19 protein-coding genes and 1 tRNA gene are annotated in these 19,027 nt (G+C 66.7%); 8 read left to right on the forward strand and 12 right to left on the reverse strand.

Features of this window, described 5'->3' with window-relative positions:
* Positions 1–45: 45 nt before the first annotated feature.
* Positions 46–522, reverse strand: coding sequence for a DUF721 domain-containing protein (locus J8I35_RS12990; protein ID WP_050013898.1), 477 nt, complete (start codon positions 520–522; stop codon positions 46–48).
* Positions 523–778: 256 nt separating this feature from the next.
* Between J8I35_RS12990 and secA the strand changes: the two genes are divergently transcribed.
* From secA to J8I35_RS13010, 4 genes are all read left to right on the forward strand, one after another.
* The gene (secA, locus tag J8I35_RS12995) at positions 779–3,577 is read left to right on the forward strand and encodes a preprotein translocase subunit SecA (protein WP_124556621.1); all 2,799 of its coding nucleotides are present in this window, start codon (positions 779–781) and stop codon (positions 3,575–3,577) included.
* Between the two features lie 144 nt (positions 3,578–3,721).
* Positions 3,722–4,963 carry a bifunctional glutamate N-acetyltransferase/amino-acid acetyltransferase ArgJ gene (argJ, locus tag J8I35_RS13000; RefSeq protein ID WP_209925708.1) on the forward strand — a complete coding sequence of 414 codons (1,242 nt, stop codon included), beginning with the start codon at positions 3,722–3,724 and terminating at the stop codon, positions 4,961–4,963.
* Positions 4,964–4,982: 19 nt separating this feature from the next.
* A complete protein-coding gene (locus J8I35_RS13005; RefSeq protein WP_027783462.1) occupies positions 4,983–5,852 on the forward strand; it encodes an ATP-binding protein in 870 nt (289 codons plus the stop codon).
* Positions 5,849–6,292 carry an NUDIX domain-containing protein gene (locus J8I35_RS13010; RefSeq protein WP_209925709.1) on the forward strand — a complete coding sequence of 148 codons (444 nt, stop codon included), beginning with the start codon at positions 5,849–5,851 and terminating at the stop codon, positions 6,290–6,292. The genes J8I35_RS13005 and J8I35_RS13010 overlap by 4 nt, the downstream gene beginning before the upstream one ends.
* A gap of 53 nt (positions 6,293–6,345) precedes the next feature.
* Here the strand turns inward: J8I35_RS13010 and J8I35_RS13015 are convergent, their stop codons facing one another.
* The 9 genes from J8I35_RS13015 to J8I35_RS13055 all read right to left on the reverse strand — a co-directional run bounded on the left by J8I35_RS13015 (position 6,346) and on the right by J8I35_RS13055 (position 14,264).
* Positions 6,346–6,546, reverse strand: a complete 201-nt coding sequence (locus J8I35_RS13015) for a DNA gyrase inhibitor YacG (RefSeq protein ID WP_011544509.1) — start codon at positions 6,544–6,546, stop codon at positions 6,346–6,348.
* Positions 6,547–6,574: 28 nt separating this feature from the next.
* Positions 6,575–7,330, reverse strand: coding sequence for a cell division protein ZapD (zapD, locus tag J8I35_RS13020; protein ID WP_050013893.1), 756 nt, complete (start codon positions 7,328–7,330; stop codon positions 6,575–6,577).
* A gap of 109 nt (positions 7,331–7,439) precedes the next feature.
* Positions 7,440–8,048, reverse strand: coding sequence for a dephospho-CoA kinase (gene coaE / locus J8I35_RS13025; RefSeq protein WP_050013892.1), 609 nt, complete (start codon positions 8,046–8,048; stop codon positions 7,440–7,442).
* 1 nt (position 8,049) lies between these two features.
* Positions 8,050–8,961 carry an A24 family peptidase gene (locus J8I35_RS13030; RefSeq protein ID WP_050013891.1) on the reverse strand — a complete coding sequence of 304 codons (912 nt, stop codon included), beginning with the start codon at positions 8,959–8,961 and terminating at the stop codon, positions 8,050–8,052.
* 46 nt (positions 8,962–9,007) lie between these two features.
* Complete coding sequence (locus tag J8I35_RS13035) at positions 9,008–10,219, reverse strand: type II secretion system F family protein (RefSeq protein WP_209925710.1); 1,212 nt, start codon at positions 10,217–10,219, stop codon at positions 9,008–9,010.
* Positions 10,216–11,493 carry an ATPase, T2SS/T4P/T4SS family gene (locus J8I35_RS13040; RefSeq protein ID WP_209925717.1) on the reverse strand — a complete coding sequence of 426 codons (1,278 nt, stop codon included), beginning with the start codon at positions 11,491–11,493 and terminating at the stop codon, positions 10,216–10,218. The genes J8I35_RS13035 and J8I35_RS13040 overlap by 4 nt, the downstream gene beginning before the upstream one ends.
* 116 nt (positions 11,494–11,609) lie before the next feature.
* Entirely contained in the window at positions 11,610–12,902 is a 1,293-nt protein-coding gene (locus J8I35_RS13045) for an HlyC/CorC family transporter (RefSeq protein WP_124556626.1), read from the reverse strand.
* A 140-nt stretch (positions 12,903–13,042) separates the two neighbouring features.
* A tRNA-Pro gene (locus tag J8I35_RS13050) sits at positions 13,043–13,119 on the reverse strand.
* Between the two features lie 149 nt (positions 13,120–13,268).
* Positions 13,269–14,264, reverse strand: coding sequence for a polyprenyl synthetase family protein (locus tag J8I35_RS13055; protein ID WP_050013887.1), 996 nt, complete (start codon positions 14,262–14,264; stop codon positions 13,269–13,271).
* 210 nt (positions 14,265–14,474) lie between these two features.
* Here J8I35_RS13055 and rplU point away from each other — a divergent pair, with 210 nt between their 5' ends.
* The 4 genes from rplU to proB all read left to right on the forward strand — a co-directional run bounded on the left by rplU (position 14,475) and on the right by proB (position 17,589).
* Positions 14,475–14,786: a 50S ribosomal protein L21 gene (gene rplU / locus J8I35_RS13060; protein WP_004194344.1), complete on the forward strand. Its 312-nt coding sequence runs from the start codon at positions 14,475–14,477 to the stop codon at positions 14,784–14,786.
* Between the two features lie 24 nt (positions 14,787–14,810).
* Positions 14,811–15,074, forward strand: coding sequence for a 50S ribosomal protein L27 (rpmA, locus tag J8I35_RS13065; RefSeq protein WP_006476999.1), 264 nt, complete (start codon positions 14,811–14,813; stop codon positions 15,072–15,074).
* A gap of 186 nt (positions 15,075–15,260) precedes the next feature.
* Entirely contained in the window at positions 15,261–16,373 is a 1,113-nt protein-coding gene (gene obgE, locus J8I35_RS13070; protein WP_050013886.1) for a GTPase ObgE, read from the forward strand.
* A gap of 97 nt (positions 16,374–16,470) precedes the next feature.
* The gene (proB, locus tag J8I35_RS13075; protein ID WP_050013885.1) at positions 16,471–17,589 is read left to right on the forward strand and encodes a glutamate 5-kinase; all 1,119 of its coding nucleotides are present in this window, start codon (positions 16,471–16,473) and stop codon (positions 17,587–17,589) included.
* 98 nt (positions 17,590–17,687) lie between these two features.
* Here the strand turns inward: proB and J8I35_RS13080 are convergent, their stop codons facing one another.
* A complete protein-coding gene (locus tag J8I35_RS13080; RefSeq protein WP_050013884.1) occupies positions 17,688–18,296 on the reverse strand; it encodes a CNP1-like family protein in 609 nt (202 codons plus the stop codon).
* Positions 18,297–18,309: 13 nt separating this feature from the next.
* Positions 18,310–18,954, reverse strand: coding sequence for an RNA pyrophosphohydrolase (locus J8I35_RS13085; protein WP_209925720.1), 645 nt, complete (start codon positions 18,952–18,954; stop codon positions 18,310–18,312).
* Positions 18,955–19,027: the final 73 nt, after the last annotated feature.

The following is a 19,027-nucleotide window of genomic DNA, read 5'->3' on the forward strand; positions in this document are numbered from 1 at the left end:
CGGGTCGCTTTTTTGTTGGCTGGCCGCCGCTGGCGGCCGGGGCAGTCAGCGCGGTTTCGCGCCGTGCCGCGCCGCCATCCGTGCGAGCGCAGCCTGCAGCGGCGACGGTTCGAGGTGGTCGGCGAGGTCGCGCAGCGCGGCGGCGCCGGTTGACGTCATCCGCGCCTGCTTCACGTGCGGCGGCTCCGGCGCGTCCTTCGGCCGCACGCGCACGCGCAGCGTCGTCACGGGCCAGCCGCGCTTCTGGAGATCGCCGAGCAGTCGCACTTCGACTTGTCGCAGCCGGGCGGCCAGCGCATTGTGCGCGGCAAAGAGGGTCAGGGTGCCGTCCTTGATGAAGCCCGGTTCGACGTGATTCGCCAGATAGTCGGGCAGGCACGCGCCGAGGTCGCGCTGCAGCGACGCGATCTGCTCGACGCCGGCGCGCAGCGCCGCGAATGCGTCGGTACGACCGAGCACTTCGGACACGGGTTGCGGGCGATAGGCGGCGAGCGGGCCGAAACGCTTGGAAAATCGGTTCATCGAGGCTTTCTTCGAGCGCGCACGCGCGCGGACGTTGCAGCCGATTGTACCCGCGCCGGCCCGCGCACGGGCGGCTTTCGCCCACGCCCACCCGGCCCCGGCGCGCAATGGCCGTCCGGCCGGGACGCAGGCGCATGCGGCCCCGCGTGCTAAAATTCGTCGTTTGAGTCCACTAATTCGCTAAGCCGCCGAGGCTCGGGCGCCGGGGCGCGTACCACGCGCCGGGCGCCGGTGCTGCGACGCAGGATCCGATCCGATGACAACCGGTTTTCTCCAGAAAATTTTTGGCAGCCGCAACCAGCGGCTCGTCAAGCAATACCAAAAGACCGTCGCGACGATCAATGCGCTCGAAACGCAGATCGAGCAGCTGACGGACGACCAGTTGCGCGGCAAGACGGACGAATTCCGCCAGCGGGTCGCGGCCGGCGAGTCGCTCGACAAGCTGTTGCCCGAGGCCTTCGCGGTCTGTCGCGAGGCGAGCCGCCGCGTGCTGAAGATGCGGCACTTCGACGTGCAGATGATCGGCGGCATGGTGCTCCACTACGGCAAGATCGCGGAAATGCGCACCGGCGAGGGCAAGACGCTCGTCGCGACGCTGCCCGTGTACCTGAACGCGCTGGCCGGCCGCGGCGTGCACGTCGTGACCGTCAACGATTACCTCGCGCAGCGCGACGCCGAATGGATGGCGCGCCTCTACAACTTCCTCGGTCTGTCGGTCGGCATCAACCTGTCCGGCATGGAGCACGACCAGAAGCAGCAGGCGTACGCGGCGGACATCACGTACGGCACGAACAACGAATTCGGCTTCGACTACCTGCGCGACAACATGGTCTACGAGACCGACGCGCGCGTGCAGCGGGCACTGAATTTTGCAGTCGTCGACGAAGTGGACTCGATCCTGATCGACGAAGCGCGGACGCCGCTGATCATTTCGGGCCAGGCCGAGGATCACACCGAGCTGTACGTGCGGATGAACGCACTGCCGCCGCTGCTCGAGCGCCAGATCGGCGAAGAGAAGGCCGACGGCACAGGCGTCGAGAAGCCGGGCGACTACACGCTCGACGAGAAGGCGCGCCAGGTATTCCTGACGGAATCGGGCCACGAGAAGGCCGAGCGCCTGCTCGCCGAATGGGGCCTGATCGGCGAGGGCGAGAGCCTGTACGCGCCGCAGAACATCACGCTGATGCACCACGTGTACGCCGCGCTGCGCGCCCACACGCTGTTCCACAAGGATCAGCACTACGTCGTGCAGAACGGCGAAGTGGTCATCGTCGACGAATTCACGGGCCGCCTGATGGCCGGCCGCCGCTGGTCCGACGGCCTGCACCAGGCGGTCGAGGCGAAGGAGCACGTGAAGATCCAGAGCGAGAACCAGACGCTCGCGTCGATCACGTTCCAGAACTACTTCCGGATGTACGCGAAGCTGGCCGGCATGACCGGCACCGCGGACACCGAAGCGTACGAATTCAACGAGATCTACGGCCTCGAGACGGTCGTGATCCCGACCAACCGCCCGCCGAAGCGGATCGACAAGCAGGACCAGATCTACAAGACGGCCAAGGAGCGCTACGACGCGGTGATCCGCGACATCCGCGACTGCTACGAGCGCGGCCAGCCGGTGCTGGTGGGCACGACCTCGATCGAGAACTCCGAGCTGCTGTCGCACCTGCTGAAGCAGGCCGGGCTGCCGCACGAAGTGCTGAACGCGAAGCAGCACGAGCGTGAAGCGGCGATCGTCGCGGAAGCCGGCCGTCCGAAGCGCATCACGATCGCGACCAACATGGCCGGTCGCGGTACCGACATCGTGCTCGGCGGCAACGCCGAGAAGCAGGCCGCGTTCATCGACGCCGACGACGCGATCCCGGCCGACGAAAAGGCACGCCGCATCAAGCAGCTGCACGACGAGTGGGAAACGCTGCACGAGCAGGTGAAGGCCGCGGGCGGCCTGCACATCATCGGTACCGAGCGCCACGAATCGCGCCGGATCGACAACCAGCTGCGCGGCCGTGCGGGCCGCCAGGGCGATCCGGGCTCGTCGCGCTTCTATCTGTCGCTCGACGATCCGCTGCTGCGCATCTTCGCGGGCGACCGCGTGCGCTCGATCATGGATCGCCTGAAGATGCCGGAAGGCGAGGCGATCGAGGCGGGTATCGTCACGCGGTCGATCGAATCGGCGCAGCGCAAGGTCGAAGCGCGCAACTTCGACATCCGCAAGCAGCTTCTCGAATACGACGACGTGTCGAACGACCAGCGCAAGGTGATCTACCAGCAGCGCAACGAACTGCTCGAGGCGCACGACATCACCGAGACGATCACCGCGATGCGTCACGGCGTGATCACCGAAGTCGTCCGCCAGTTCGTGCCGGAAGGCAGCATCGAAGAGCAGTGGGACGTACCCGAGCTCGAGGAAGCGCTGCGCAACGACTGGCAGCTCGACCTCGCGATCCAGGAAATGGTGAACGAGTCGTCGTCGATCACGGCCGAGGAGATTCTCGACGCGGTGACGACGGCCGCCGACGAGCAGTACGACGCGAAGGTCGCGCTGGTCGGCCGCGAATCGTTCAGCGCGTTCGAGCGTTCGGTGATGCTGCAGACGGTCGACCGCCTGTGGCGCGAGCACCTCGCGGCGCTCGACCACCTGCGTCAGGGCATCCATCTGCGCGGCTATGCGCAGAAGAATCCGAAGCAGGAGTACAAGCGCGAGGCGTTCGAGCTGTTCGCCGCGATGCTCGACGCGATCAAGCAGGAAGTCACGCGCGTCGTGATGAACGTGCAGATCCAGTCGCCGGAGCAGCTCGAGGAGGCGGCCGAGCAGATCGAGGAGCGCGGCGGTCATCTCGAGAACGTCGAATACCAGCACGCCGACTACGCGGACGCCGGTGCGCCGGTCGCGAACGTCACGGCCGCCGCGGCGGCCACGGCGACGGCCGACATGGTCGGCAGCGCGATGACGCACAGCGGCCCCGGCGGCGAAATGCCGAAGGTCGGCCGCAACGACCCGTGCCCGTGCGGCAGCGGCAAGAAGTACAAGCAATGTCACGGGAAGCTGTCATGATCGGCGGCGGCGCGCGTCACGCGTGCCGCGTCGTTCGCAGCTTCGAGTCAGTGATGTGAGTTGTGGCGGCCCGCGCGTGCGGCCGCCGGTTCTTCCAATCGATGCCGGCGCATGCCGGCATTTTCCATCCGGCAGGTGTGCCCCATGGCTGTCAATTTTCCGTCGATCGATCCCGCCCAACTGCATCCCGTCGCCGGCGTCACGCTCGGCTGGGCGGAAGCGAACATCCGCAAGCCGAATCGCAAGGACGTGCTGGTCATTTCCGTCGACGAAGGCGCGACGGTCGCGGGCGTGTTCACCGAAAATCGTTTCTGCGCGGCGCCGGTCACCGTCTGCCGCGAGCACCTGGCGAAGGTCCGTGCGGGCGGCGCGGGCATCCGCGCGCTGGTCGTGAATACGGGCAATGCGAACGCGGGCACCGGCGAGCCGGGCCTCGTGAACGCACGCGAGACCTGCACGGAGCTCGCGCGTCTCGCGGGCATCGCACCGGCGCAGGTGCTGCCGTTCTCGACCGGCGTGATCCTCGAGCCGCTGCCGATCGACCGCCTGAAGGCCGGCCTGCCGGCCGCGCTCGCGAACCGCCAGGCCGCGAACTGGTTCGACGCCGCGCAGGCGATCATGACGACCGACACGCTGCCGAAGGCGACGTCGCGCCAGGTGACGATCGACGGTCACACGGTCACGCTGACGGGCATCAGCAAGGGCGCGGGCATGATCAAGCCGAACATGGCGACGATGCTCGGCTTCCTCGCGTTCGACGCGAACGTCGCGCAGCCGGTGCTCGACATGCTGGTGAAGGAAGTCGCCGACCGCTCGTTCAACTGCATCACGATCGACGGCGACACGTCGACGAACGACTCGTTCATCCTGATCGCATCGGGCAAGAGCTCGCTGCCGGCCATCACGTCGACCGATTCGCCGGCCTATGCGGCGCTGCGCGACGCGGTGACGGAAGTCGCGCAGGTGTTGTCGCAACTGATCGTGCGCGACGGCGAAGGCGCGACGAAATTCATGACGGTGCAGGTCGAAGGCGGCAAGAGCGTCGCCGAATGCCGCCAGATCGCGTACGCGATCGGCCATTCGCCGCTCGTGAAGACGGCCTTCTACGCATCCGACCCCAACCTGGGCCGGATTCTCGCGGCGATCGGCTATGCGGGCGTCGCGGATCTCGACGTCGGCAAGATCGACCTCTATCTGGACGACGTGCTCGTCGCGAAGGCGGGCGGCCGCAACCCGGCCTACCAGGAAGAGGACGGCCAGCGCGTGATGAAGCAGAGCGAGATCACGATCCGCGTGCTGCTCGGCCGTGGCGACGCGCAGGCCACCGTCTGGACGTGCGACCTGTCGCACGATTACGTGAGCATCAACGCGGATTACCGCTCCTGATCGGGAGCGCTCGAACGACATGGACAAGCTTGAACAGTTTCTGACGCGCGCGGAAGCGCTGCTCGGCCGTCTCGAAGGGATGCTGCCGCCCGCACCGGCGGCCATCGACTGGAACGCGGCGCACGCGTTCCGCTGGCGCAAGCGCCAGGGGCGCGGCTACCTGCAGCCGGTACCGGCCGTGTCGTCGATCACGCTCGGCGACCTGCACAACATCGATCGCCAGAAAGCGCTGATCGACCAGAACACGCGGCAGTTCGTGCAGCGCAAGCCGGCCAACAACGTGCTGTTGACCGGCGCGCGCGGCACCGGCAAGTCGTCGCTGATCAAGGCGTGCTTGAATGCGTACGCGAACGACGGGCTGCGGCTGATCGAAGTCGACAAGGACGACCTGCACGATCTCGGCGACATCGTCGACCTGATCTCGCAGCGTCCGGAGCGGTTTATCGTGTTTTGCGACGACCTGTCGTTCGAGGACGGCGAATCGGGCTACAAGGCGCTGAAGGTCGCGCTGGACGGGTCGATCGCCGCGCAGTCGGACAACGTGCTGATCTACGCGACGTCGAACCGCCGCCATCTGCTGCCCGAGTACATGAGCGACAACGAATCGTACAAGCATCTGCCGGACGGCGAGATTCACCCCGGCGAAGTCGTCGAGGAGAAGATCTCGCTGTCGGAGCGCTTCGGCCTGTGGGTCAGCTTCTATCCGTTCAAGCAGGACGACTACCTCGACATCGTCGCGCACTGGCTGCGTCACTTCGGCTGCCCGGATGCGGAGATCGAGACCGCGCGCGGCGACGCGCTCGTATGGGCGCTCGAGCGCGGCTCGCGTTCGGGCCGCGTCGCGTGGCAGTTCGCACGGGACTGGTCGGGCCGCAAGGAGCAGGCATGAGCGCGGATCTGGCACAGGGCGCCGTGCGGGCGCCGGACGGCCGCAAGGTGACGGAAGTCGCGGTCGGCGTGATGGTGCAGCCGGACGGGCGTTATCTGCTCGCGCAGCGCCTGCCGGGCAAGCCGTATGAAGGTTACTGGGAGTTTCCGGGCGGCAAGCTGGAGGCCGGCGAAAGCGTCGAGGACGCGCTGGCGCGCGAGCTGCACGAGGAACTCGGCATCGAAGTCACGGCCAGCCATCGCTGGCACACGCTCGAGCACGATTATCCGCACGCGTATGTGCGGCTCTATTTCTGCAAGGTGACGGGCTGGACGGGCGAGCCGCACAGCAAGGAAGGGCAGGCGTTCGTGTGGCAGCAACTGCCGGTCGAGGTTGCGCCGCTGTTGCCGGCGGCGCTGCCGGTGCTCGAACTGCTCGAGAAGGAAGCGGCGTCGCAATGACGCCGCGGCGGCCTGCCGGAAAGGCGGGCCGTATCGGCGGACGGGGGCGTCGCTCAGCTGTCGCGGCGGTTGTCCGTGCCGTCTTCTTCCGACGACGGACCCTCGTCGGAGGCGCCGCCGATCCGATACTTTTCCGCGGCCCATGCGCCGAGGTCGAGCTGCTTGCAGCGGGCCGAACAGAAGGGACGGAACTTGTTTTCAGGCGTCCAGCGCACTTCGGCGCCGCACGAAGGACATTTCACAACGGTAGTCATACGAAAGCATCGATCCGGCACGTGGCCGTTACAGATTACACAGTGTCAGATGGAACGGCACGTCGATGTCCACCGCGCGCGGCCGTACATCGCCGTCCTGCATGGTGAACCGCACCCACAGCATGTATTTGTTGGCGCTCGCTTCGGGAATGACGCGCAGCTCCGGCGGCACCCGTACCTGCATCAGCTGGTAGGTGCGGCCGGACAGCATCTGCTGGTAGCTGCCCTGCATCGCCATGACCTTCGACGCCTGACCCGATTCGCGCGCGAGCCGCAGCACGATCGCCGCGGCGTCGCGCAACGGTAGCATCGGCAGGACCCACTTCGCGATGTCCTGGCGCCGCTGCTCCGCAGGCCATTGCTGCCACGCGTAGTACGACGGCAGGTCGAACTTGCAGGTACCGCCCGGAATCACCGCGCGGCTGCGGATGCTGGCGAGCCACTCGTTGTCGACGAGGTGCTGGCCGGTCTTGCCCTGCATCTGCGCGAGATTCGCGAGCGTTTGCTCGATTTCACCGAGCACGGCTTCGAGCGCGTTCTGCTCGATGCCCGGATTGCCGCGAAAGGGGGCGAGCGTCTGGCGCTGACGTTCGAGCTCCTTCATCAGATCCGATTTCAGGTCCGCGCGGCCCGTTACCTCGGCGATTTCGAACAGCGTCGTCAGCGCGACGTGGTGTTCACGCGGGTCCTCCTGAGCCAAAAAGAACGTGAAGCGCTCGAACAGATCTTCGAGACGCAACAGCGTGCGAATTCGCTCGTTGAACGGATACTCGTAAAGAATCAAGCGCGCTCGCCTCTTGGGTAGGGATTGAAACAATGAAGGACATTCTAATGCCCCCTCTCTACCCTAGCAACGCGCCAATTTCGTACACCATCACGATTGCGCGCGATGCTCAGTGCGCGGCGGCCGCGAATTCGACATAGCGTTGGTGCAGTGCATCGACCTGCGCGGCGAGCGCGTCGGGCGTGAGCGCGTCGTTGACGATCACGTCGTCGGCCGCTGCGAGGCGGGCTTCGCGCGACGCCTGTCGCGCGATGATCGCTTCGACCTGTTCGCGCGTGAAACCGTTGCGCCGCATCACGCGCGCGATCTGCGTTTCGACCGGGCAGTCGACGACGAGCACGCGATCGCTGCGCGCCTTCCAGGTGCCCGACTCGACGAGCAGCGGCACGACGAACATTACGTACGGGCCCCGCGCTTTGCGCGCGTCGCGATCGGTCTCCGCGCGGATCAGCGGATGCGTGATCGCTTCGAGGCGCCGGCGCGCGGCGTCGTCGCTGAAGATCAGCGTGCGCATCTTCGCGCGATCGAGCGAGCCGTCGGCGGCCACGAAGTCGCGACCGAAAGCCTGCTCGATCGCGGGCATCGCGAGGCCGCCCGGCGCGGTGATGCGGTGGGCAATCAGGTCGGTATCGACGAGCGATGCGCCACGGGCGCCGAACAGGTCGGCAACGGTCGTCTTGCCGCTGCCGATGCCGCCCGTGAGTCCTACGGAAAACATGTCAGCCTCCGAGCGCCGCATAGAAAGGGGTGCCGAAAAACAGCGTGGCGACGCCGCCGGCCGCGAGGAACGGGCCGAACGGAATCGGCTCCTCGAAGCGCATGCGGCCGCGCCAGGTTGCGACGAGCCCGACGATCGCGCCGGTCACCGCCGCGAACAGCACGACCTGCGGCAGCGCGGCCCAGCCCATCCATGCGCCGAGCGCGGCAAGCAGCTTCAGGTCGCCGAAACCGATGCCCTCGATGCCGCGCAGCCATTTGAACAGCCAGTAGATCGACCACAGGAACAGGTAGCCGGCCATCGCGCCGATCACGGCCGAGCGCAGCGACGTGAAGGTGCCGCCGAGGTTCAGCACGAGCCCTGCCCACAGCAGCGGCAGCGTCATCGAGTCGGGCAGGTAGCCGGTCCGGATATCGATCGCGCTCATCGAGAGCAGCGCCGCGCACAACGCGAACGCGGCAAGCGCGGCGACGGTCGGGCCGAACGCCGCGAGCGAGCCGGCGGCGAGCCCTGCGCAAGCGATCTCGACGAGCACGTAGCGGATGCCGATCGCATGGCCGCAGCGCCGGCAGCGCCCGCGCAGCATCAGGTAGCTGACGAGCGGGATGTTTTCCCACGCGCGCAATACGTGGCCGCAATGCGGGCAGGCACTGCGCGGGCGCCACAGATCGTAGCGCGGCGGATAACCGTCGTCGGGCGGGGCGCTCGCGGTGCCCGTCGCCTCGGCGATCTCGGCCTGCCACGCGCGCTGCATCATCACGGGCAACCGGTGCACGACCACGTTCAGGAAGCTGCCGATGCAAAGGCCGACGACGACCGCGAACGCATACTGCAGCGCGGGCGGCAGCATCGCCAGCGCGAGCAGCGTGCTCTCGGGCGAATCGGAAACGGCGGACAGGGGCGCGGGCGTCATGAGGCTCAAGGTTCGGACTTAAAAGGCGACAGAATCGGTTGCGATGCTACACCACGTTGCCGAGTTGAAGGATCGGCAGATACATCGCGATCACGAGACCGCCGACGAGTGCGCCCAGCACGATCACGATCAACGGTTCGCCGAGCGCCGCGAGCGCATCGAGGCGCGCGTCCAGCTGGCGTTCGCACAGCGCGGCGATGTCGGCGAGCATCGTGTCGAGCGCACCGGTTTCCTCGGCGACGGCGATCGGCTGCACGACGTCGTCCGGAAAGCAGCCGGCCGAATGCATCGCATCGGCCAGACGTACGCCGCGCAACACGCGTGCGGCGATGTGCGCGGTGGCGTGCGCGAACACCGGGTGGCCGGCCGTGCGCTCCAGCGTGGCGAACGCATCGGCGAGCGGCACGCCGGCGCCGAGCAGGGTCGCCAGCGAGCGGCACCAGCGTGCGGCAGCGTATCGCTCGAGCGCGCTGCCTGCGAGCGGAGCGCGCAGCAGGCGCCGCGCGAGCGCGTGACGCAGCGCGGCCGAGCGCCGCAGCGCGTGCCGCGCGGCAAGGCCCGTGGCGGCCGCGCCGGCCAGGAGTACGCCGCCCCACACCGACAGCGCGGAGGACAGCGCGAGCAGCGCGCGGGTCGGCGCGGGCAGCGCGGCGCCGAAACCGTCGAAGATCTGCCGGAAGGTCGGCACGACCCACATCATCAATGCAGCGGAGATCGCGAGCCCGAACAGGATGACGGCGGCCGGATACGCGAGTGCGGCGCGCAGCTTGCGCCATTGCGCATCGGTGCGCTCGCGGTGTTCCGCGACCCGTGTCAGCACGACGCCGAGCGAACCGGACGCTTCGCCGACCTCGATCAACTGACGATACAGCGTGCCGAATTGCGATGGATAGCGTGCGAGCGCATCGGCGAAGCGCCGGCCGCCGACGATCTCGCGGGCGAGACCCGCGGCAATGCGCGGCACGCCGTCGCGCGTGCGGGTGCGCGCGAGCATCTCGAGCGACGGCGCGAGCGGCAGGCCGGCCTGCAGCAGGCTCGCGAGCTGGCGCGTGAAGCGCGTGATGTCGCGCGCGGCCGCCGTAGGCGGACGGGCCGGCCCGCGGACGTCGAGCGACAGTACCGCGATGCCGTCGCGCGCGAGCGTGGCGCGCGCGGCCGAGGCGTCGAACGCGATGACGATCCCGCGGCGTGGAGAGCCGTCGCGATGGCGGCCGCGCCATGCGAAGCGGGTTTCGCGCGGCGGCGTGCGCACGTTCACGCGGCGGGGGTGGCGGCGACGGCTTCCGCGAGGCTCGTCGTGCCGTCCATGACGCGCGCGAATGCCGCGTCGCGTAGCGTGCGCACGCCCTCGGCCGCCACGCAGTGCGCGAGTTCGCCGACGCTCGCCCGCGCGACGATGCGCTCGGCCAGCGCGGGTGAGACCGGCATCGTCTGATGCAGGCCGATGCGGCCGCGATAGCCGATCCCGTGACAGGCGGAACAGCCGCGCGCGACGAACGGCCGCCAGCCGGCCGCCAGCGCCGCCGGGTCGCAGCCGGATTCCCGCAGCGCGCGCGCCGATGCGTCCGAAGGCGCGCGGCAATGAACGCACAGGCGCCGGACGAGGCGTTGCGCGGTGACGAGGAGCAGCGCGGCGGCGAGGTTGTACGGCGCGACGCCGATGTCGAGCAGCCGCGCGACGGCTGCCGGCGCGTCGTTCGTGTGCAGCGTCGACAACACGAGATGGCCGGTCTGCGCGGCCTTGATCGCGACGTCGGCCGTCTCCGCATCGCGAATCTCGCCGACCATGATGACGTCCGGGTCCTGTCGCAACAGCGCGCGCAGCGCCGTCGCGAACGTGAGCCCCGCCTTGTCGGCGACGCCGACCTGATTGATTCCGTCGAGCTGGATCTCGGCGGGATCCTCGACCGTGCAGACGTTGTGCGCGTCGCGATCGAGCATTTGCAGTGCGCAGTAGAGCGACAGCGTCTTGCCGCTGCCGGTCGGGCCCGTGACGAGCACGAGGCCATGCGGCGCGCGGATCGCGGCCTCCATCGCGGCCGCCTGCCGCGCATCGAAGCCGAGGTTGGCCAGCGTGAGATCGGGCGGCAGCGTTTCGAGCCGCCGCAGCACGAGCTTTTCGCCGAACAGCGTGGGCAGCGAACTGACACGATAGTCGCCGCGCGTGCCGCCGTCGATCGCGATGCGCAGCCGGCCGTCCTGCGGAAGCCGCCGCTCGGCGATGTCCATGCGCGAGAGCACCTTGATCCGCGTGACGAGCGCATCGCGCAGGTGCAGCGGCGGTCGCGCGTGTTCATGCAGCACGCCGTCGATGCGCAGACGGATGCGCCAGCCGGCTTCGAACGGCTCGACGTGGATGTCCGACGCGTCGCGCACGCGCGCCGCGTGCAGCGTGTCCGTCAGCAGCCGTACGGCGGGGGCATCGTCGAGCTGGGCCGCATCGAGTGCATGGGGCGCGTCGGCGGGCGGCGCGTCGGCGTGCGCGGGCGCCGACCGCGCGTGCAGCGACGCCGCGGAGGAAGGAAAGTGCATGTGAGCCGGCACGCTGGCCGCCAGTTGACCGTGATGCGCAGATCATCGCGCGTCGCGGCCGGCGCCGGCAGTCGGCCGTTCGGCTAGCGCTAGCCCGTTATTAGCGTGAACCGGCCCTAGCGCGAGGCGGCGCGCCCGGTACGCGTGCCGCGCGGCTTGAAGAGCTTGACGGTGCGTACTGCCTGATCGTCGCTGCGCATCACCTCGAGCATCACGTCGCCGATTTTCAGGCACACGTCGTCTTCCGGAATTTCCTCGAGGATCTCGAGTACCAGTCCGTTCAGCGTCTTCGGCCCGTCGGTCGGCAGTTTCAGGTGCAGCCAGCGGTTCAGCTCGCGCAGCGGCATGCTGGCCGACACGATGCATTCGCCGTTCTCGTCCCAGCCGCCCGCGCGTTCGCTGCGCGGCATCGACGTCGTGAATTCGCCGATCAGTTCCTCGATGATGTCCTCGGGCGTGACGAGCCCTTGGAGTTCGCCGTACTCGTTGACGACGAGCGCGGTGCGCTGCCGGGTTTCCTGGAAGAACTGGAGCTGCTGGACCACCGGCGTGCCGGACGGCACGTAGTACGGTTCGGCGAGCAGCGCGCGGAGCGTCTCGCGGTCGAAATCCTGGTTGTGCAGCCCGGTGAGCGTCTTGCGCACGTGCAGCACGCCGAGCACCTTGTCGATGTCGCCTTCGTAGACGACCAGCCGGTTGTGATAGCAGGTTTCGAGCTGATGCAGGATGTCGTCGAGCGGCGCGTAGAAGTTGAGCGACTCGATCTGGCGGCGCGGCACCATCACGTCGTCGACCGTGATGTTCTCGAGGTCGAACAGGTTGAGCAGGATGCTGCGGTGCTTGGTCGGCATGAAACTGCTCGATTCGAGCACGATGGCGCGCAGCTCGTCGGCCGACATCCGCTGGTCGCGGCCTGTCTTCGTGTTGATGCGCAGTACCCACAGCACGCCGTTCGCGAGCGCGTTGACGAACCACACGACCGGCTTGAACACGCGCATCAGCGGGGCGATCACGAGGCTCGCGGGCAGCGCGATGCGTTCGGGGAACGTCGCGCCGACGATCTTCGGTGCGATTTCCGCGAACACGATGATCAGGAACGCGACGACGCCGGTGGCGATCGACAGCGCGAGGTTGTTGCGGCCGAACGTATGGAGCGCGAGCGACGTCGTGAGGACCGGGATGATCGTGTTGAACAGGTTGTTGCCGATCAGGATCACGCTGAGCAGCAAGTCAGTGCGCGTGAGAAGCCCCTGCGTGGTTTTCGCGCCGAGTGCGCCCTGGCCGGCGAGATGCTTCAGCCGATGGCGGTTGAGCGCCATCATCGCGGTCTCGGAAATGGAAAAGAAGCTGGAACAGAGAAGAAGCAGGAAGACGGCGCCGATTTGCGCCCATAAGGGAATTTGGTCCACGCGTTGGAAAGGGCAGTGAAGGACAGGGATGGGGGAAATATAGCAGAGGCCGGCGACCGCGATGTGTCGCGCGCGACACGAGGGCCCGCGGCGGCCGGACGAAAAAAAACCGTGCACGCGGTGCACGGTTTTTTTAAATCTGGTCGGGGTGAGAGGATTCGAACCTCCGGCCTCTACGTCCCGAACGTAGCGCTCTACCAGGCTAAGCTACACCCCGATTTTTGCTCTTCTGACTTCGCCGTCTTCGTTAAGAATCGCTGCGTCGTCACAAGCAAGAACGTAACTATAACGATGTTTTTTCTAAAAGGGAATACTTTGATGAAGAAAATTTTCGAGACAACGCATCGCTTCGCGTTCGCGGCGTGTTTACGATTGCCGCGACGTCGAGTATGAGCACAACCCGAGCAGGCTTTCCTTGTAGATCGAATCGGGGAACGCGGCAATCGCCGCGGCGGCCGCCTGCGCTTCCTGGCGTGCGCATTCAAGCGTGTGATCGAGCGCGCCCGAGCGCGTGATCGCTTCGAAAATCGTGTCGAAGCGATCGGTGCCGCCGTGTTCGATCGCCTCGCGTGCGAGCGCCGACTGTTCGGGCGTGCCGCGCTCGATCAGATAGATGAGCGGCAGCGTCGGCTTGCCTTCGCGCAGGTCGTCGCCGGCATTCTTGCCCATTGCCTCGGCGGTGCCCGCATAGTCGAGCCAGTCGTCCATGATCTGGAACGCGGTGCCGATCCGGCGGCCGTATTCGGCGGCGGCGGCCTCGGTCGGCGCATCGGCGCCCGCGAGCACCGCGCCCAGGCGCGCCGACGCCTCGAACAGCTTCGCCGTCTTGTAGCGGATCACCTGCATGTAGCGCGTTTCGTCGACGTCCGCGTCGTGCATGTTGAGGAGCTGCAGCACCTCGCCTTCCGAAATGATCGTCGTCGCTTCGGACAGGATCTCCATCACGCGCATCTTGCCGACGCCGACCATCATCTCGAACGAGCGCGAGTAGAGGTAGTCGCCTACCAGCACGCTCGCCGCGTTGCCGAACAGCGCATTGGCCGTCTGGCGGCCGCGGCGCAGCTCGGATTCGTCGACGACGTCGTCATGCAGCAGCGTGGCCGTGTGGATGAACTCGACGACGGCGGCCAGCACGTGCCGCTGGTGCGACGTTTCGCCGAGCGCGCCGGCGACGAGCAGCAGCAACGCCGGACGCAGCCGCTTGCCGCCCGCGCCGATGATGTATTCGGCGATCTGGTTGATCAGCAGCACGTCGGACGCGAGGCTTTGCCGGATAACGCGATTCACCTGCTCCATGTCGCTGGTGATCGGGGCGAGCAGGTGGGCGGCGCTGAGGGTGGGGGAGGCGGTGGACGACGACATGATGATGGAATTGGGTGATGCCGCGGATTATAAGTCGAATCCGCGATATGCCGGTCTGTCAGACGTACCGGCGGCGCGATTTTGGCCGTCCGGCCGAAGCCCGCGCGCGGCAATCGTCGATCGGCTTTGACTTGGATGCTAAGCCCATGTATAATCACGTGTTTTCCGCGCGTGGTGTGCGGAAAAATTGGATCCAGAGTGAGGTTCTCAATGTACGCGGTCATAAAAACCGGCGGCAAGCAGTACAAGGTTGCCGTTGGCGAAAAACTCAAAGTAGAACAGATACCGGCTGACATTGACGCTGAAATCACGCTCGACCAGGTTCTCGCAGTGGGCGAAGGCGAATCGATTCAGTTCGGTACGCCGCTGGTCAGTGGGGCTTCCGTCAAGGCCACCGTTGTGTCGCACGGTCGTCATGCCAAGGTCACCATCTTCAAGATGCGTCGCCGGAAGCACTACCAAAAGCACGGCGGCCACCGCCAGAACTACACTGAGCTGCGCATCGACGCGATCAACGCGTAAGCGCCTCGGTAAAGGAGCAATCAGATGGCACACAAAAAGGCAGGCGGCTCTTCCCGGAACGGCCGCGACTCCGAGTCGAAACGTCTCGGCGTGAAAGTGTACGGCGGCCAGGCAATCAACGCTGGCGGCATCATCGTGCGTCAGCGCGGCACGCGCATGCACGCTGGCGAGAACGTCGGCATGGGCAAGGATCACACCCTGTTCGCGCTGGTCGACGGTCACGTCAAGTTCGCGACGAAGGGCGCGGACAAGAAGCATCTGGTCATCGTCGTCCCGGCGGCTGCCTAAGTCAGGCACCCACGGGCTTCGTAGCCGAAAGGCCCCGCAGTCTTCGCGGGGCCTTTTTTATTGGGTCGCCGCCCGCCAGTGCGGACCGGCGACCCTCGCGCGACCGGCGGTCGATCGGCCGAACGGCAGATTGTTCAAGCGTGCCGGCGCGCGGCACAATAGCGGAAATACTGGGCGGAGTGACGAATGAAGTTCATTGACGAAGCACGAATCGAAGTCATCGCCGGCGACGGAGGCGATGGCAGCGCGTCGATGCGCCGCGAGAAATTCGTCCCGTTCGGCGGGCCGGACGGCGGCGACGGCGGCCGGGGCGGCAGCGTTTACGCGATCGCCGACCGCAACATCAACACGCTGATCGACTACCGTTACGCGAAGAAGCACCTCGCGCGCAACGGCGAAAACGGTCGCGGCTCGGATTGCTACGGCAAGGGCGGCGACGACGTCACGCTGCGCATGCCGGTCGGCACGATCATCAGCGACATGGAAACGGGCGAGCTGATCGCCGACCTGACCGAGCACGACCAGCAGGTGATGCTCGCGCAGGGCGGCGCCGGCGGTCTCGGCAACCTGCATTTCAAGTCGAGCACGAACCGCGCGCCGCGCCAGAAGACGGACGGCAAGCCGGGCGAGCGGCGCATGCTGAAGCTCGAGCTGAAGGTGCTCGCCGACGTCGGCCTGCTCGGCATGCCGAACGCGGGGAAGTCGACCTTCATCTCGTCGGTGTCGAATGCGAAGCCGAAGATCGCCGACTACCCGTTCACGACGCTTGCGCCGAATCTCGGCGTGGTGCGGGTCGGCCCGAGCAAGAGCTTCGTGATCGCCGATATCCCGGGGCTGATCGAAGGGGCGGCCGAAGGCGCGGGCCTCGGCCATCAATTCCTGCGTCACCTGCAGCGTACCGGCGTGCTGCTGCATCTGGTCGATCTCGCGCCGTTCGACGAAAGCGTCGATCCGGTCGCGGAAGCGACGGCGATCGTCGGCGAACTGCGCAAGTACGACGAGGCGCTCTACGAGAAGCCGCGCTGGCTCGTGCTCAACAAGCTGGACATGGTGCCGGAAGACGAGCGCGAGGCGCGCGTCGCGGATTTCCTCGACCGTTTCGGCTGGGACGGCCCGGTGTTCGAGATCTCGGCGCTGACGGGCCAGGGCTGCGAAGCACTGTGCTACGCGATCTACGACTACCTCTCCGAACATTCGGACGCGCATCGCGCGGCGGAGGCGGAGGATCTCGCGGCGGACGTGCGTTTCCGCGATGCGCCGCCGGCGAAGGGCGGCGCGGCCCCGGGCGACGACGCCTGAACGGTCAGGCGGTCAGATCACGCGCCGGGCGTGCCGCCCGGCGTCGGTGTTCAATCGCGCCCGGCGGGCCGGCATCAGATACAGGAGACAGTGCAGGATGCGTTCGATCATCGCGGATTCGAAGCGATTGGTGGTGAAAGTGGGTTCCAGCCTCGTGACCAACGACGGCAAGGGGCTCGATCATGCTGCAATCGGCCGCTGGGCAGCCCAGATCGCCGCGTTGCGTGCGCAGGGCAAGGAAGTCGTGCTCGTCAGTTCGGGCGCGATTGCCGAAGGCATGCAGCGGCTCGGCTGGAGCAAGCGGCCGCGGGAAATCGACGAGCTGCAGGCCGCTGCCGCGGTCGGCCAGATGGGGCTCGCGCAAGTCTACGAGAGCCGCTTCACCGAGCACGGCATTCGCACAGCGCAGATCCTGCTCACGCACGCCGATCTGGCGGACCGCGAGCGCTACCTGAATGCGCGCTCGACGCTGCTCACGCTGCTGCGGCTCGGTGTCGTGCCGATCATCAACGAAAACGACACGGTCGTGACCGACGAAATCAAGTTCGGCGACAACGACACGCTCGGCGCGCTCGTCGCGAACCTGATCGAAGGCGATGCGCTGATCATCCTCACCGACCAGTCGGGGCTGTTCACGGCCGATCCGCGCAAGGACCCGAATGCGACGCTCGTCGGCGAGGCCAATGCGGGCGCACCGGAGCTCGAGGCGATGGCGGGCGGGGCCGGTTCGAGCCTCGGTCGCGGCGGGATGCTGACGAAGATCCTCGCGGCGAAGCGTGCGGCCCACAGCGGCGCGAATACCGTGATCGCGAGCGGCCGGGAGTCCGACGTGCTCGTGCGCCTGGCGGCCGGCGAGGCGATCGGCACGCAACTGATCGCCCGTACCGCGCGGATGGCGGCACGCAAGCAATGGATGGCCGACCATCTGCAGGTGCGCGGCCATGTCGTGATCGACGCGGGCGCGGTCGAGAAGCTGACGGCCGGCGGCAAGAGCCTGCTGCCGATCGGCGTGATCGACGTGCAGGGCGCGTTCGCGCGCGGCGAGGTGATCGCGTGCGTCGGCCCGGACGGGCGCGAGGTGGCGCGCGGGCTCACGAACTACAGCAGCGCGGAAACGAAGCTGATTCACCGCAAGCCGAGCGGCGAGATCGAGACCGTGCTCGGCTACATGCTGGAGCCCGAACTGATTCATCGCGACAACCTCGTGCTGGTGTGAGCGCCGGCCAAATGCCGCCGTTCAAATGAAAAAGCCCGCGCGATGCGGGCTTTTTTGTCCGGCGGGAGGGCGATGCGGACGACCCGCATCGCGTGCCGTCAGCGCAACTGCGTCATCGCGGTGCGGTGGAACCGGATGTTTTCGAGGATCTGCCGGGTCGAGCCCTGCGGCATCTTGTTCGCGCAGAAGTAGTCCTGGTAGAGCGCGGAGTGGTAGGCGTTCAGCTCGCCGTTCTCGATGCGCCGCCAGTCGTTCTCGACGGTGCGATCCCAGCCGTTGTGGTCCGAGTTCAGGCCGGCGTACTGGCGCCATTCGTAGGTGTCGCAGCGGATGCCTTCGTAGTTCACGTTGCGCGCACCGGCCGGGCTCGTGACGACGACTGCGTAGCGCACGACGCCGTCGCTGCCGACCTCGAGCGACTTCGCATCGACGAAGAACTTCAGCGGCGTGTTCTGCGACACGTTGAACGGCAGCAGATCGCCCGTTTGCGGCAGCGGCGGCAGCGTGTCGACGGCGTTTTCCTTCCAGGTTCCCTGACGGTCGAGCAGGTACACGAACTCGCTGTCATCCTTGTTGGACGGCGCTTTCGAGTTCGCGCAGCCGGCCAGGGCGGCCATCGCGGCGATCGATGCGAGCGCGAGAGCAATCGCTTTCAATATGCATTCCTCGTAAAAAAAGGGCGCGACACCAAGGTCGCGCCCGGTCATGCAGTCCGACTCGTCACTTGCCGACGATCACGTGGGGCGGCATCTCGTCGAGCGTGCTCGCGTCCACTTCGATCTCCGAACAAACCACCGATGCGTCGACAATCGTCAGCGTTTGAGCCTGTGCGCCAATGACGCGCGGATAGCGCGACACACGCGGCCCGCGCGGCTTCTCGGCTCGCTGCGCCGGGCGGCGCAGGAAGCGCGACAGTTCCGTCAGCGCCAACTGATAGACATCCCGCTTGAACTCGATCACCGCATCGAGCGGTACCCAATACTCGTTCCAGCGCCACGCATCGAACTCCGGGTGGTCGGTCGCGCGCAAGCAAATGTCGCAATCGCGTCCAACCATCCGCAGCAGGAACCAGATCTGCTTCTGGCCGCGGTAATGACCGCGTACTTCGCGTTTGATGAACTTGTCAGGCACCTCGTAACGCAACCAGTCGCGGGTGCGGCCGATTATCTTGACGTGTTCCGGATGCAGGCCCGTTTCCTCGTGCAGTTCCCGGTACATCGCCTGCATGGGGGTCTCGCCGTACTTGATCCCACCTTGAGGAAACTGCCAGGAATGCTCGCGGAGCCGCTTGCCCCAAAACACCTCGTTGCGCGCGTTCAAGAGGATGATGCCGACGTTCGGGCGAAAGCCTTCACGATCCAGCATACAACCACCTTCGAATCCTTTAAAATTGCTTTGATTATAAACAGATAACGGGCGCTGCGCACCGTGACGGAGC

Source organism: Burkholderia sp. CpTa8-5, assembly GCF_017815045.1.
Lineage (GTDB): Bacteria > Pseudomonadota > Gammaproteobacteria > Burkholderiales > Burkholderiaceae > Burkholderia > Burkholderia sola.

What these genes read in the sequence shown, in the direction of transcription:
- rpmA (WP_006476999.1), top strand. Translation starts at nt 14,811, where the DNA reads ATGGCACACAAAAAGGCAGGCGGCTCTTCCCGGAACGGCCGCGACTCC.
- J8I35_RS13080 (WP_050013884.1), bottom strand. Translation starts at nt 18,296, where the DNA reads ATGACCGGGCGCGACCTTGGTGTCGCGCCCTTTTTTTACGAGGAATGC.
- J8I35_RS13055 (WP_050013887.1), bottom strand. Translation starts at nt 14,264, where the DNA reads ATGTCGTCGTCCACCGCCTCCCCCACCCTCAGCGCCGCCCACCTGCTC.
- coaE (WP_050013892.1), bottom strand. Translation starts at nt 8,048, where the DNA reads ATGTTTTCCGTAGGACTCACGGGCGGCATCGGCAGCGGCAAGACGACC.
- J8I35_RS13030 (WP_050013891.1), bottom strand. Translation starts at nt 8,961, where the DNA reads ATGACGCCCGCGCCCCTGTCCGCCGTTTCCGATTCGCCCGAGAGCACG.
- J8I35_RS12990 (WP_050013898.1), bottom strand. Translation starts at nt 522, where the DNA reads ATGAACCGATTTTCCAAGCGTTTCGGCCCGCTCGCCGCCTATCGCCCG.
- secA (WP_124556621.1), top strand. Translation starts at nt 779, where the DNA reads ATGACAACCGGTTTTCTCCAGAAAATTTTTGGCAGCCGCAACCAGCGG.
- J8I35_RS13085 (WP_209925720.1), bottom strand. Translation starts at nt 18,954, where the DNA reads ATGCTGGATCGTGAAGGCTTTCGCCCGAACGTCGGCATCATCCTCTTG.
- rplU (WP_004194344.1), top strand. Translation starts at nt 14,475, where the DNA reads ATGTACGCGGTCATAAAAACCGGCGGCAAGCAGTACAAGGTTGCCGTT.
- J8I35_RS13010 (WP_209925709.1), top strand. Translation starts at nt 5,849, where the DNA reads ATGAGCGCGGATCTGGCACAGGGCGCCGTGCGGGCGCCGGACGGCCGC.
- J8I35_RS13040 (WP_209925717.1), bottom strand. Translation starts at nt 11,493, where the DNA reads ATGCACTTTCCTTCCTCCGCGGCGTCGCTGCACGCGCGGTCGGCGCCC.
- proB (WP_050013885.1), top strand. Translation starts at nt 16,471, where the DNA reads ATGCGTTCGATCATCGCGGATTCGAAGCGATTGGTGGTGAAAGTGGGT.
- J8I35_RS13005 (WP_027783462.1), top strand. Translation starts at nt 4,983, where the DNA reads ATGGACAAGCTTGAACAGTTTCTGACGCGCGCGGAAGCGCTGCTCGGC.
- J8I35_RS13015 (WP_011544509.1), bottom strand. Translation starts at nt 6,546, where the DNA reads ATGACTACCGTTGTGAAATGTCCTTCGTGCGGCGCCGAAGTGCGCTGG.
- obgE (WP_050013886.1), top strand. Translation starts at nt 15,261, where the DNA reads ATGAAGTTCATTGACGAAGCACGAATCGAAGTCATCGCCGGCGACGGA.
- argJ (WP_209925708.1), top strand. Translation starts at nt 3,722, where the DNA reads ATGGCTGTCAATTTTCCGTCGATCGATCCCGCCCAACTGCATCCCGTC.